The sequence below is a fragment of the Sphingobium sp. B8D3B genome (genome assembly GCF_025961875.1).
Taxonomy (GTDB): Bacteria; Pseudomonadota; Alphaproteobacteria; order Sphingomonadales; family Sphingomonadaceae; genus Sphingobium.
This window is the reverse complement of sequence record NZ_JAOQON010000001.1, coordinates 2,686,397-2,700,259: the sequence shown is the minus strand read 5'-3', so window position 1 is coordinate 2,700,259 and position 13,863 is coordinate 2,686,397. Positions and strand designations below refer to the sequence as shown.

At 66.2% G+C, this 13,863-nt stretch carries 10 protein-coding genes; 6 read left to right on the top strand and 4 right to left on the bottom strand.

Going from position 1 to position 13,863, the window contains the following annotated elements:
* Nucleotides 1-40: 40 nt before the first annotated feature.
* The 6 genes from leuS (at nt 41) to M2343_RS12550 (ending at nt 7,874) form a co-directional block, all read left to right on the top strand.
* On the top strand, nt 41-2,686 hold the full coding sequence (leuS, locus tag M2343_RS12575; RefSeq protein ID WP_264576924.1) for a leucine--tRNA ligase: 2,646 nt from the start codon (nt 41-43) through the stop codon (nt 2,684-2,686).
* Nucleotides 2,686-3,198: an LPS assembly lipoprotein LptE gene (lptE, locus tag M2343_RS12570; RefSeq protein ID WP_264576923.1), complete on the top strand. Its 513-nt coding sequence runs from the start codon at nt 2,686-2,688 to the stop codon at nt 3,196-3,198. Before leuS ends, lptE begins: the two co-directional genes overlap by 1 nt.
* Nucleotides 3,195-4,178 carry a DNA polymerase III subunit delta gene (locus tag M2343_RS12565; RefSeq protein WP_264576922.1) on the top strand — a complete coding sequence of 328 codons (984 nt, stop codon included), beginning with the start codon at nt 3,195-3,197 and terminating at the stop codon, nt 4,176-4,178. The genes lptE and M2343_RS12565 overlap by 4 nt, the downstream gene beginning before the upstream one ends.
* Nucleotides 4,179-4,595: 417 nt before the next feature.
* Nucleotides 4,596-5,006, top strand: a complete 411-nt coding sequence (gene msrB, locus M2343_RS12560) for a peptide-methionine (R)-S-oxide reductase MsrB (protein ID WP_264572327.1) — start codon at nt 4,596-4,598, stop codon at nt 5,004-5,006.
* Nucleotides 5,007-5,097: 91 nt separating this feature from the next.
* Complete coding sequence (locus M2343_RS12555; RefSeq protein ID WP_264576921.1) at nt 5,098-7,239, top strand: transglycosylase domain-containing protein; 2,142 nt, start codon at nt 5,098-5,100, stop codon at nt 7,237-7,239.
* 68 nt (nt 7,240-7,307) lie between these two features.
* Nucleotides 7,308-7,874 carry a DUF1993 domain-containing protein gene (locus M2343_RS12550; protein ID WP_264576920.1) on the top strand — a complete coding sequence of 189 codons (567 nt, stop codon included), beginning with the start codon at nt 7,308-7,310 and terminating at the stop codon, nt 7,872-7,874.
* Between the two features lie 26 nt (nt 7,875-7,900).
* On the opposite strand, the gene lpdA is transcribed toward M2343_RS12550, so the two are convergent.
* Genes lpdA through M2343_RS12530 form a run of 4 tightly spaced genes read right to left on the bottom strand, consistent with a single transcriptional unit; the run spans nt 7,901 to nt 13,854 of the window.
* Nucleotides 7,901-9,304 carry a dihydrolipoyl dehydrogenase gene (gene lpdA / locus M2343_RS12545; RefSeq protein WP_264571549.1) on the bottom strand — a complete coding sequence of 468 codons (1,404 nt, stop codon included), beginning with the start codon at nt 9,302-9,304 and terminating at the stop codon, nt 7,901-7,903.
* 57 nt (nt 9,305-9,361) lie between these two features.
* Nucleotides 9,362-9,670 carry a GIY-YIG nuclease family protein gene (locus M2343_RS12540; protein WP_264577559.1) on the bottom strand — a complete coding sequence of 103 codons (309 nt, stop codon included), beginning with the start codon at nt 9,668-9,670 and terminating at the stop codon, nt 9,362-9,364.
* A 50-nt stretch (nt 9,671-9,720) separates the two neighbouring features.
* Entirely contained in the window at nt 9,721-11,001 is a 1,281-nt protein-coding gene (gene odhB / locus M2343_RS12535; RefSeq protein ID WP_264576919.1) for a 2-oxoglutarate dehydrogenase complex dihydrolipoyllysine-residue succinyltransferase, read from the bottom strand.
* A gap of 33 nt (nt 11,002-11,034) precedes the next feature.
* On the bottom strand, nt 11,035-13,854 hold the full coding sequence (locus M2343_RS12530) for a 2-oxoglutarate dehydrogenase E1 component (RefSeq protein WP_264576918.1): 2,820 nt from the start codon (nt 13,852-13,854) through the stop codon (nt 11,035-11,037).
* Between the last annotated feature and the right edge of the window lie 9 nt (nt 13,855-13,863).

Here is a 13,863-nt window from a genome sequence, read left to right as displayed (position 1 = left end):
TCACGGGGCCGGACCGGCCCTATTGATGAACGAGGCGAGAGTGAGCGACAGACGCTTCAACCCTGCGCAGGCTGACGCCCGCTGGCAGGCCGTGTGGGACGACAGGGAGAGCTTCAAGGCCGGCACCCGCCAGGGCGCGCCGAGAAGCTATGTGCTGGAGATGTTCCCCTACCCCTCCGGGCGCATCCACATCGGCCATGTGCGCAACTATTCCATGGGTGACGTGCTGGCCCGCTTCCGCCGGATGCAGGGCCATGATGTGCTGCACCCGATGGGCTGGGACGCCTTCGGCATGCCCGCCGAAAATGCCGCGATGGAAAAGAAGATCCATCCGGGCAGCTGGACGCGCGACAACATCGCCTCGATGAAGGCCCAATTGAAGCGCCTCGGCTTCGCGCTCGACTGGAGCCGCGAGCTGGCGACCTGCGAGCCGGATTATTACGGCCAGGAACAGGCGCTGTTCATCGACCTGTATGAAGCCGGCCTCGTCTACCGCAAGGAAAGCGCGGTGAACTGGGACCCGGTCGATATGACCGTGCTCGCCAATGAGCAGGTGATCGACGGACGCGGCTGGCGCTCGGGCGCGCTGGTCGAGAAGCGCAAGCTCAACCAGTGGTTCCTGCGCATCACTGACTTCGCCGACGACCTGCTCGCCGGCCTGGGCACGCTGGACAAGTGGCCCGAGAAGGTTCGGCTGATGCAGGAGAACTGGATCGGCAAGTCGCAAGGCATGCAGTTCCGGTTCAGATTATCCCAACCCCTCCCCTTCAGGGGAGGGGCCGGGGGTGGGGGCGATGCGTCAGCATCGCTCGCGGAGCGCCCCGGCGCGAGCACCCAGCCCCACCCCAACCCCTCCCCTGAAGGGGAGGGGCTTATTGAGGAGCTGGAGGTCTTCTCCACGCGGCCGGACACGCTGTTCGGCGCGAGCTTCGCAGCGATTGCCGCCGATCATCCGATTGCGCTGGCGCTCGCTCAGGACAATGCCGATCTCGCCGCGTTCGCCGAGGAATGCCGCCGGTCGGGCACCGCCGCGGCTGACCTGGAGACGCAGGAGAAGAAGGGCTTCGATACGGGCCTGAGCGTTGTCCATCCGCTCGATCCGGACTGGACGCTGCCCCTGTTCGTCGCCAATTTCGTGCTGATGGATTATGGCACGGGCGCCGTCTTCGGCTGCCCGGCGCATGACCAGCGCGATCTCGACTTCGCGCGGAAATATATGCTGCCGGTGGAGCGCGTCGTCGCGCCGCAGGGCGAGGAGCAGGCGCCGATCCACGACGAGGCCTATACCGGCCCCGGTCGCCTCGTGAACTCGCGCTTCCTCGACGGCATGGCCGTGGAGGAGGCCAAGGCCGAAGTCATCCGCCGCGCCGAGGCCGAGGGCTGGGGCAAGGGCACGACCGTTTGGCGCCTGCGCGACTGGGGCGTCTCGCGCCAGCGCTACTGGGGCACGCCGATCCCGTTCATCCATTGCTCGGATTGCGGCGTGGTGCCCGTGCCCAAGGCGCAGCTGCCGGTGGTGCTGCCCGAGGATGTGAGCTTCGACGTGCCGGGCAATCCGCTCGATCGGCACCCGACGTGGAAGCATGTCGATTGCCCCAAATGCGGCAAGGCTGCGGTGCGCGAGACCGACACGCTCGATACCTTCGTGGACTCGAGCTGGTACTTCATCCGCTTCGCCAGCCAGCCCGATGACCAGCCGTTCGACCGCGCCGAGGCCGAGAGCTGGCTGCCGGTCGGCCAGTATATCGGCGGTATCGAGCATGCGATCCTGCATCTGCTCTATGCCCGCTTCTGGACGCGCGCGCTGGCCCATATCGGCAAGATCAGCGTCGCCGAGCCGTTCGAGAGCCTGTTCACGCAGGGCATGGTCACGCATGAGACCTATGCCCGCAAGCAGGGCGAAGGCCTGCCACCGCTCTACTACGCACCGAGCGAAGTGACGCGCACCGCCGAGGGCGCGACGCTGCTGGCCGATGGCGCGCCGGTCGAAATCGGCCGCGTCATCAAGATGTCCAAGTCCAAGAAGAATGTCGTGGACCCGGACGAGATCATCGAGCGCTATGGCGCGGATGCGGTGCGCTGGTTCATGCTCTCGGACTCGCCGCCAGAACGCGACCTGCCGTGGAGCGAGGCCGGCATCGAGGGCTCATGGCGCTTCGTCAATCGCCTGTGGCGCATCTTCGGGCAAGTCGGCGAAACCGGCGACGGCAGCGAGGACTTGGGCCTCAAGCGCAAGCTGCACCAGACGGTCGACGGCGTCGCCAGGGACATCGAGGCGCTCGCCTTCAACAAGGGCGTCGCCAAGATCTACGAGCTGGCCAATGCCATCGAGAAGGCGACCCCCTCTGCGACCCGCGCCGAAGCGATTCGCGCGCTGACGCTGCTTGTGGCGCCGATGACGCCGCACATTGCGGAGGAAGCCTGGGCCGAGATGGGCCATGAGGGCCTGATCGCCGACGCCATGTGGCCGTCCGTCGATCCGGCCTTGCTGGTCGATGACGAAGTGACCATCGCCATTCAGGTGATGGGCAAGCTGCGCGATACGATCACCGTCGCCAAGGGCACGGACAAGGCGACGCTGGAGAGCCTTGCGCTTGCCGCGCCCAATGTCGCGCGGCAGCTGGAAGGCCGGGCGCCGAAGAAAGTGATTGTGGTTCCGGATCGTCTGGTCAATCTGGTCGTCTGATGACCAGCACTTTCCCCCGCCTCGCTTTAGGCCGCCTCCTATTGGGCCTCGCCCTTGCCGCCAGCCTCTCGGCCTGCGGATTGAAGCCCATGTATGCCGGCGGGCGCAGCGGGGCTGCGGCGAAGGCGCTGGCGAGCGTGCAGGTGGAGCCGATCCCCGGAAAAAATGGCTGGCTGATGCGCAATGCGCTCAACGACCGGCTGGCGGCGATGGGCGATGCTGCCCCGCGCTTTCTGCTCAAGGTGCAGCTCGATGATCGCATCGAGGGCCTAGGCGTGCGCGCCGACGACACGGTGACGCGCGAACGCCGGACCCTGCGCGCGCGCTATCAGCTGGTCGACACGCAGGATGGCAAGACCGTGCTCGACGAGACATCAAGTTGGGACGCGGGCATCGACGTCGCCTCCAGCGAATATGCGACGGTTGCGGCCGAGGATAGCGCGCTGGAGCGACTGACCGAGATCGTCGCCGACCGCGTGCTGGCCAGCGTGGCGCTCGCCGCGCGCGAATGAGCCTGCGGGCGGACAATCAGGCCGCGCTCAAGGCGCTGGACGACCCCGCGCTGAACATCCGCCTCTATCTGCTGTACGGGCCGGATGAAGCCGGCAGCGAAGCGCTGTCGGCGCGCGTCGGCAAGGCCATGGGGGCGGGCGCCGAGCGGATCGACCTGGATGGGGCGACGCTGCGCAGTGACCCGGCCCGCCTGCCGGATGAGGCCGCCGCCATCTCCATGTTCGGGGACAAGCGCTGGGTGCGCGTGCAGCCGGCGGGTGAGGAAGTCGTGCCCGCCGTCGAGGCCCTGCTGCAGGCGCCTGCGACCGGCAATCCGGTGGTGATGATCGCGGGCAATCTGCGCAAGACGAGCAAGCTGCTCAAGCTGTGCGAGGGCGACAAGGCGGTGGTCGCCATCGTCAGCTATGCGCCGGAGGGCCGCAATGCCGATGCGCTGGCGGTCAGCATGGCGCGCGAGCTGGGTCTCGAACTGCCCGGCGATCTGGCCCGGCGGCTGGTTGCGCTCACCGGTGCCGAGCGGGGGCTGCTGGCTGGCGAGATCGAGAAGCTGGCGCTGTATCTGGATGCCTCGCCCGAGGAGCCCAAGGCCGCGACGCCCGAGGCGCTGGATGCGCTGGGCGCGGAGGGGGGCGACCAGCAGCTCTTCAAGGCGGCGATGGTCGTGCTCTCCGGCAATGTCCGCGCCACCGAGCATGAGATGGCCCGGTTGCGCCAGAGTGGCGGCTCGCTGGCGGGGCTTGCCCGCCTCACCCTGCAACGCGCCATCGGCTTTGCGCAGGCGCAGGGCGGACAGGCGCCGCGCTTTGGCGGGCGCGGCGACGAGGAGGTGGCGCGCCGCTGGAGTGCCGAGGCGCTCGACAAGGCCATTCACCGGTTGGCCGAAGCGGAGCGGACCAGCCGCCTCTCGCACCAGATCGGCGAGACGGTGCTGGCGCAGGAGTTGATCAATGTCGCACGGCTCGGCGCACGCGGGCGCTAGGGCCAATCGACATTCAGCGCTGACGGCCTGCAAATGGCGGCATTCCGCGCTTCCGGTGCTCACGTACCTGAAGTACGCTGCGCTCCGGGTCACGGAAAACCGCCATTTTCGTCACGTCATCATCTGAATGTCGATTGGCCCGAGGGGCGTGGACAGTTCCGAGGCGATGGCGCCGGACCCTATCTCGTCATTAGCGACGTCATCCCGGACTTGATCCGGGATCCCGCTTCTTCCGGTTTCTCAATCTGGACCTGCGATCTTCAAGGGCAGCGGGATCCCGGATCAAGTCCGGGATGACGAAAAGAAGGGTTGAAAAGCGGACGTTTGCTTCCCGTAGATTCGGCGCGTTGGTCCACGCCCCACGATCCGCCGCTCGGTGCCATTGACGCGCCCGGGCAGGCACCCGATATTCCGCGCATGGACAAGATGAACCTCAGCGATGCCGAGTGGCGCGAGCGCCTGACCCCCGAGCAATATCATGTGCTGCGCGAGCATGGCACCGAGCGCGCCTTTGCGGGTGCCTATGACAAGCTCAAGGATGCCGGCATCTATCATTGCGCCGGTTGCGGCCTGCCGCTGTTCGACAGTGGGCATAAATATGACAGCGGCTCGGGCTGGCCGAGCTTCACCGCGCCGTTGGAAGACGAGGCGGTCAGCGAATATACCGACACGAGCCACGGCATGCGCCGGGTCGAGGTGCGCTGCGCGCGCTGCGACGGGCATCTGGGCCATGTCTTTCCCGACGGGCCGGGGCCGGAAGGCCTGCGCTACTGCATGAACAGCGTCGCGCTGGACTTCGAGCCGCAGGGCACCGCACAGGACGATTGATATCCTATTCAGCGCTTGTAAAGGCGCTGGACGCTTGTAGCGTCCTGCACAGTTGCAGCACGCAGCGGTTCGGAGCGGTACAAGGCAAGGCATGGCCAAGGCAAAATCGGGGAGCTCGATCAGGCTCTGGACCATCCGGCTGATCAAGGTCGGCATCGCACTCGCCATCGGGGGACTGATCGCGCTGGTGATCGCGGTCGTCATCGCGATGCAGTCGCTGCCGAGCTTCGACTCGCTCAAGAGCTCGCCCAATGGGCAGATGATCCGCGTCCATGCCGCGGACGGCTCGGTGCTCGTCTCGCTCGGGCCGAGCTATGGGCGCTGGCTCAACCATTCGCAGATTCCCGAGGTGATGACCCGCGCTTTGGTCTCGGTGGAAGACAAGCGCTTCTACATGCACCCCGGTGTCGATCCGATCGGCGTCGCCCGCGCGGCCTGGGTGGGCTATGTGCGCCGTGGCGAGGGGCGGCGGTTGCAGGGCGCGTCGACCATCACCCAGCAGCTGGCGCGCAACATCTTCCTCAACAACAGCTATTCCGCCGGCCGAAAGCTGCGCGAGATGATCCTGGCGCTGGCGATGGAGCGCAAGTTCAGCAAGTCCCAGATTCTGGAGCTGTACCTCAACAAGGTCTATTTCGGCGGTGGCGCCTATGGCGTGGATGCCGCGAGCCGCAAGTTCTTCAATCACCCGGCAACCACGCTCAGCCTCGAGGAAGCGGCGATCATCGCCGGGCTGGTGAAGGCGCCCTCGCATTATTCGCCGACGGCCGATGCCGATGCTGCCGCCGGCCGCGCCAGTGTGGTGCTGGACGTGATGGCGGCCAATGGCGACCTCACCAGTGCCGAGCGGGCCGCTGCCGATCTCGATAGCGTGCGGCTGGTGCCCGAGAAGGCGCAGGACAGCGTGCGCTACTTCACCGACTGGGTGCTGCCGCAGCTCGATACGCTGATCGACGAGCGCGAGCAGCCGCTCGACGTCTACACCACGCTCGATCCCCGGATGCAGCGGGCCGCCGTTGCGGCGCTCAAGGGCAATGTGCCGGGCGGCGCGCAGGGTGCGCTGGTCAGCCTCGACCGCGATGGCGCGGTGCGGGCGCTGGTTGGCGGGCTGGATTATGTCAGCTCCAACTATAACCGCGCGACCGTTGCCCAGCGGCAGCCGGGCTCGGCCTTCAAGCTGTTCGTCTATCTCTCGGCGCTGGAAGCCGGTTACACGCCCGAGACGCGGGTGGTGGACAGCCCGGTGACGATCAACGGCTGGTCGCCGCGCAACGACAATCGCCGCAATGTCGGCGAGATCGATGTGCGCACCGCTTTTGCCTATTCGATCAATACCATCGCCGCCAAGTTGGGCATGGAAGTGGGCTTCTCGACGGTCGCCGACATGGCGCGCCGGTTCGGCATTTCCACGACGATCAACACGCACCCCTCGATGGTGCTCGGCACGTCCGAGGTCCACCTCATCGACATGACGCAGGCCTTTGCCTCCGTTGCCCGCAAGGGCGTGGCGGTGCGGCCCTATGGCATCCTCAAGGTGACCACGGCCGATGGCACCACGCTGTATGAGCATGAGGACGATACCAGCCGCGTGCTGGTGGCGCCCTGGGTTGCGGCGGGGATGACTGACCTGATGCAGACGGCGGTGAACACCGGCACGGGCCGCGCCGCGCAGATCGGCCGGCCGGTTGCGGGCAAGACCGGCACGACCACCAGCAACAAGGATGGCTGGTTCGTCGGCTTCTCCAGCGGCCTCACCACCGGCGTGTGGATGGGCCGCGATGATAATCGCACCGTGGGCGGCCTGGCCGGCGGGCGCGCGCCCGCACGGGCCTTCGCGGCCTATATGCGCACCGCCGTGGCCAATCGCCCGGTCGAGAATTTCGAGACCGAGGTGGTGCTGCCCGAATGGCAGCTCGAACCGGACGAAGAGGCCTATGGTTCGCCCGACAATGGCATGATGGTGGACGAGAATGGCCTGCCCCTGCCGCCCGCCGAGGGCCAGAGCAGCGGTGCCGAAGGCGCGACACCGGGCGACACCAGCGGCACCGAAGCGCCGCGCCGGATCGACCAGCGCTGGATCGACGAAGTGCTCGGCCGCGACGAACGCCCGGCGCGCCCGACACCCGCCCAGCCGGGCCAGCAACGGCCGCCGCAGCAGCAGCGTCAGGCGCCGCCCGCGCAGCCCCAGCCGGAGCGGGAATCGCCGTCGATCCTGCCATCGGGAATGCAGTAGGCAAGGCTTGTCCACGGGGCGGGGGCAACGTTAGTCTGGCTCGGTTTGGCCGATCCTACGGAGCCTCCATGTCTTTGACCGCAAGCCTCGTCCCGACCTACCGCCAGATGCTGCGCACTTTGTCCGGCTTGCTGGACAAGGCAGAGCAACAGATGCCGGCGGGGGCACAAGCGCTGCTTGCCGCGCGACTGGCGCCAGACATGTATCCGCTGGCAGCGCAGATCCGTTTCGCGGCATTGCAGGCGCAGGAGGCGCTATTCCGGCTGCGCGGACAACCGCTCCCGGCGGCGCTCGTGGCGCTGGCTGCGGAAGGGCAGGCTGCCGGTCACTCGCCGGGATCATTGGCGCAAGCGCGGGCCCGGCTGGCGGAGGCCCTGGCGGCGCTGGATGCGCTGCCGAGCGGTGCGCTCGATGCGGGGGCCAGCCTGCCGATCGCGCTCGACCTTCCCGGCGGTCTCGCCTTCGACATGACCGGTGAAGATTACGCCCGCGACTGGGCGCTGCCCCAATTCTATTTTCACGTGGTGACGGCCTACGCCATCCTCAGAAAGGAAGGCATCGAGATCGGCAAGGCCGACTATGTGCCGCACATGTTCGCCTATCTGCGGCGGGATGACACCCCGGCGGTCGCCTGACCGGACAAGCCGGTCAGGATGCCAATTCACATGTGGATGGGCTTGCCGAGTACCGCCATCGCGGCTTCCTTCACCGACTCATTGTGCGTCGGGTGGGCGTGGCAGGTGTAGGCGATGTCCTCTGACGTCGCGCCGAACTCCATGGCCTGCGCGGCCTGGGCGATCATCGTGCCGGCGGGATCGGCGACGATCCACACGCCGAGCACCCGGTCGGTCTCGGCATCGGCGATCACCTTCACGAAGCCGTCGGTCGCGCTGATCGCCTTGGCGCGGCTGTTCGCCATCATCGGGAACTTGCCGACCTTGACCTCGCCCTTCTCGCGGGCGGCTTCCTCGGTCAGACCGACACCGGCGATCTCCGGACTGGTGTAGACGACGCTGGGGATGACGTCATGGTTCACGATGCCGGTCATACCGGCGATGTTCTCCGCGACCGCAATGCCTTCATCCTCGGCCTTGTGCGCGAGCATGGGGCCGGGAATCACGTCGCCAACGGCCCACACGCCATCGACCTTGGTGGAGAAATCGGGACCGGTCTCGATCTGGCCGCGCTGGTTCAGCTCCAGCCCGATCTTGTCGAGGCCGAGGCCCTGCGTGTTCGGGCGGCGGCCGATGGCGACCAGCACTGTATCGGCCTCGATCGTCTCGGCGGTGCCGCCGGCAGCCGGCTCGACCGTCACGCTGGCCTTGCCGCCCTTGACGGCAACGCCGGTCACCTTGGTGCCGGTGCGGATCTCGAAGCCCTGCTTGGCGAACAGCTTGGCGGCTTCCTTGCGCACCTCGCCGTCCATGCCGGGCAGGATCTGGTCGAGATATTCGATCACGGTGACCTTGGCGCCCAGGCGACCCCAGACCGAGCCCAGTTCGAGACCGATGACGCCGCCGCCGATCACTACCAGATGATCCGGCACCTTCTTGAGCGCCAGCGCGCCGGTGGAATCGACCACCACGCCCTTGTCATTGTCGATCTCGACACCGGGCAGCGGCGTCACGCTGGAGCCGGTGGCGATAACGATGTTCTTGGCGGTCACGGTCTTGCCGGCCACCTCGACGCTGTGCGCGTCCTTGAAGCTGGCGAGCCCCTTGAGCCATTCAACCTTGTTCTTCTTGAACAGGAACTCGATGCCGCCGGTGAGGCCCTTCACCGCCGCATCCTTGTCCGCCAGCATCGCCGGCAGATCGAGCGATACCGAGCCGAGCTTGATGCCGTGCTTGGCCAGCACGCCATCCTTGGCCTCATGGAACAGGTGCGAGGCGTGCAGCAGCGTCTTGGAGGGAATGCAGCCGACATTGAGGCAGGTGCCGCCCAGCGTCTCCCGGCTTTCCGCGCAGGCGGTCTTCAGCCCAAGCTGCGCGGCGCGGATCGCCGCCACATAACCGCCCGGCCCGGCGCCGATTACGAGAACGTCATAGTCGAACTGGTCTGCCATTACTCGCTCCATTGACCGGTCACCGCTTTGTGTTCCTGCGGAGGCAGGAACCCACGGCTAGGTCGCAATCACCGACCACAGATCGCGCCATCCGGGATTGTTCTCCCTGATCAGGCGGACTTTCCAGGCCCGTTTCCATTTCTTCATCTGCAGTTCGCGCAGCCGCGCTTCCTGCAGGTCGTCATATACTGCGTACCAAACAAGGAGCCGGCAACCATAGCGTTTGCTGAACCCTTCGACATGGCCCTCGCGATGTTGATGGCATCGCGCGACAAGGTCGCTCGTGACTCCGAGGTACAGCGTGCCATTGGGCTTGCTGGCCATCAGATATAGGAAGCCACGTTTCGTCGTTTCATCTCCGCCGATGGGCTCCTGCCTTCGCAGGAGCACGGGCTAGTTTGCAATGTTTGCCTGCCTCACAAATCGATCAGCAGCCGGGTCGGGTCCTCGATGGCGTTTTTGAGGGCGACGAGGAAGGTCACGGCCTCGCGGCCATCGACCATGCGGTGATCGTAGCTCAGCGCCAGATACATCATCGGGCGCGCGACGATCTGGCCGTCGACCACCACGGCGCGCTCCTCGATGCGGTGCAGGCCGAGCACGCCGGACTGGGGCGGGTTGATGATCGGCGTCGACATGAGCGAGCCGAACACGCCGCCGTTGGAGATGGTGAAGGTGCCGCCGGCCATGTCCGCCATCGACAGCGTGCCTTCCTTGGCGCGCTTGCCGAAATCGGCGATGGTCTTCTCGATCTCGGCGATGCTCATCGTCTCGGCATTGCGGATGACCGGCACCACGAGGCCATTGGGCGCCGACACCGCGACCGAGATGTCGCAGAAATCATTGTAGACGATCTCGTCGCCCTCGATCTGCGCATTGACGCCCGGAATATCCTTGAGCGCCATGCATGCGGCCTTCACGAAGAAGCCCATGAAGCCCAGACGCACGCCGTGCTTCTTCTCGAACAGATCCTTATACTTGGCGCGCGCCGCGATGACGGCGCTCATGTCCACATCGTTGAACGTGGTCAGGATGGCGGCGTTGTTCTGCGCTTCCTTGAGGCGCCGGGCGACGGTCTGGCGCAGGCGCGTCATCTTCACGCGCTCCTGATGGCGCGACGGGCCGGAGCTGCCGGTCGCCGGTGCCGGCGCGGCGGCGGCCACGGCAGACTCGCTCGCGACGGCGCTGCCATCGGCGATGGCGGCCATCACGTCGTCCTTGGTCAGGCGCCCGTCCTTGCCCGTGCCCTTGATCTTGCTGGGGTCGAGGCCATGCTCCAGCACCAGCCGGCGGACGGCAGGCGAGAGGGTGATGGCGCCGAGCGTGCTGTCGCCCTCATGCACGGCCTGCGCGGGTGTGGGCGTCGGCGTCGGCGTCGGTGCAGGCGCTGTCTCCGTCTTGGCCGGGGCCGGCGCGGCGGCTTCCGCCTTGGCGGGTGCGGGCTTGCTGGCCGCAGCCGCGCCTTCCTGCACGGTGGCGATGACGGCGCCGACATTCACGGTGTCGCCTTCCTTCACCAGCAGCTCGCCCAGCACGCCGGCAACCGGCGCGGGGACTTCCACCGCAACCTTGTCGGTCTCCAGGCTGGCGATCGGCTCATCGGCCTTCACCGCGTCGCCGGGCTTCTTCAGCCACTGGCCCACCGTCGCTTCCGTGACGGATTCACCCAGAGTCGGCACTTTCACTTCAGTGGCCATGTCTTTCCTCCTGCCCGGCGCGGCCTGCGCGGACTATGCTTTCTTCTGGCGCTTGATCTCGGTGCGCACATTGTGACCGAGCGCGTCCGCGATAAGCGCACCCTGCTCGGCCTGGTGACGGCGGGCAAGGCCGGTGGCAGGCGAGGCCGAAGCCTTGCGACCTGCGTAGCGGGCGCGCATCGGCGCCTTGCCGGCCTGATCGAGCGCCTCCTCGATATAGGGCTCCACGAAGAACCATGCACCATTGTTGCGGGGCTCTTCCTGACACCACACCACTTCCTCCAGCGCGGTCATGCGCTTGAGGCGCGTCGCGAGCGCCTCGGTCGGGAAGGGATAGAGCTGCTCGATGCGGACGATCTGCACGTCCTTGTCTCCGGCTGCGTCGCGCGCTTCCATGAGGTCATAGGCGACCTTGCCGGAGCACAGCACCAGCCGGCGCGTCTGCTCGTCCGCCGCCGGTGTGGGGTCGGAGAGGATGCGCATGAAGTGGCGATCGCCCTGGAAATCCTCGGCCTTGCTCACCGCCAGCTTGTGCCGCAGCAGCGACTTGGGCGTGAAGATGATCAGTGGCTTGCGGAACGGGCGCAGCATCTGCCGGCGCAGGATGTGGAAATAGTTGGCTGGCGTGGTGCAGTTGGCGATCTGGATATTGCCTTCCGCGCAGAGCTGCAGGAAGCGCTCGAGCCGTGCGGAGCTGTGCTCGGGCCCTTGCCCCTCATAGCCATGCGGCAGCAGCAGCACGAGGCCGTTGGCGCGCAGCCATTTGGACTCGGACGAGGCGATATACTGATCGATGATGATCTGCGCGCCATTGGCGAAATCGCCGAACTGCGCTTCCCACAGCACCAGGCTCTTGGGGTCCGCCATGGCATAGCCATATTCAAAGCCCAGCACGCCATATTCGGAGAGCGGGCTGTCATAGACCTCGAAATGGCCGTGCGGCACGGTGGAGAGCGGGATGTACTTCTTCTCGCTGTCCTGATCGACCCAGACGGCGTGACGCTGGCTGAACGTGCCGCGTCCCGAATCCTGACCCGACAGGCGCACGCCATAGCCTTCCGACAGCAGCGAACCGAAGGCCAAGGCCTCGCCCGTTGCCCAGTCGAAATTCTCGCCGGTCTTGAACATCTCGGCCTTGGCATCGAGCACGCGCCGCAAGGTGCGGTGGACGTTCACGCCCTCGGGCACCGTCGTCAACGTGCGGCCCAGGCTCTCGAACAGCTTGGGGGACACCGCAGTTTCGACATTCTTGCGCGCGGTTTCGATGTCGGCGGGCTGATGCAGGCCCGACCAGCGACCGGCGAACCAGTCGGCATGATTGGCCTTGTAGGTCTTGGCCGATTCAAACTCTTCCTCGAGATGATCGACAAAGCCCTCGACCTGCGCTGACAGGAACGAATCGTCCACCACGCCCTCTTCGCGCAGGCGCGAGGCATAGACCTCGCTCACCGGCGGATGCTGCTTGATGCGCGCATACATGAGCGGCTGGGTGAAGCTCGGCTCGTCGCCCTCATTGTGGCCGAAGCGGCGATAGCACCACATGTCGATCACGATGTCGCGATGGAAGGTCTGGCGATATTCGATCGCCAGCTTGCAGGCGAAGGTCACCGCCTCGGGATCATCGCCATTCACATGGATGATCGGCGCCTGCACGCCCTTGGCGACATCGCTCGGATAAGGCGAGCCGCGCGAGAACTGCGGGCTGGTGGTGAAGCCGATCTGGTTGTTGACGACGAAGTGGATGCAGCCGCCGGTATTGTAGCCGCGCACGCCGGAGAAGCCGAAGCACTCCCATACAATGCCCTGGCCGGCGAAGGCCGCATCGCCATGGATGAGCACGGGCAGCACCTGCTTGTGCTTGCCGGGGCCGATATCGTCGCGGAACAGCTGCTGCGCGCGCACCTTGCCGAGCACGATCGGGTCGACCGTCTCCAGGTGCGAGGGGTTGGGCACCAGCGACATGTGGACATTGATGCCGTCGAAATCGCGGTCGGTCGACGTGCCGAGATGGTATTTCACGTCGCCGGAGCCGCCGACATCCTCGGGATTGGCGGTGCCGCCCGAAAATTCGTGGAAGATCACGCGGAAGCCCTTGGCCATGACATTGGCCAGCACATTGAGACGGCCACGATGGGCCATGCCGTACACGATCTCGCGCACGCCCAACTGGCCGCCATATTTGATCACGGCTTCGAGCGCCGGAATCATCGACTCGCCACCATCGAGGCCGAAGCGCTTGGTGCCGACATATTTACGGCCGAGGAACTTCTCATATTGCTCGGCCTGGATGACCTTGGCGAGGATCGCCTTCTTGCCCTCGGGCGTGAAGATGATTTCCTTGTCCTTGCCTTCCATGCGGTCCTGCAGGAAGCGGCGCTCCTCCACATCGGAGATGTGCATATATTCGAGGCCGACATTGCCGCAGTAATTGGCGCGTAGAATGTCCACCAGCTCGCGGATCGTCGTCCACTCAAGGCCGAGCGCGCCGCCGACATAGACCTTGCGGTCCTGCTCCGCGCCGGAGAAGCCATGATATTCCGGCGTGAGATCGGCCGGCAGGTCGCGCTGGCTCAGGCCGAGCGGATCGAGATTGGCAGCCAGATGGCCGCGCACGCGATAGGTGCGAATGAGCATCATCGCGCGGATCGAATCGGCGGCCGCCTTGGCGACATCGGCCTGCGAGGCGGGCGCGCCGCTCTTGGCGGCGGCGGCCTTGATCGCCACCTGCATCTGCGTGGGGTCGAGCGCGGCGGTCAGATCGTCCGTGCTGTCGAGTGGCCAGCCCTTGCGCGCCCAGCTCGGCCCTTGTTCGGCCTCTTGCGCGCCGCTGAATTCCTGATTCTCGTAACCCATCGGTTCGAT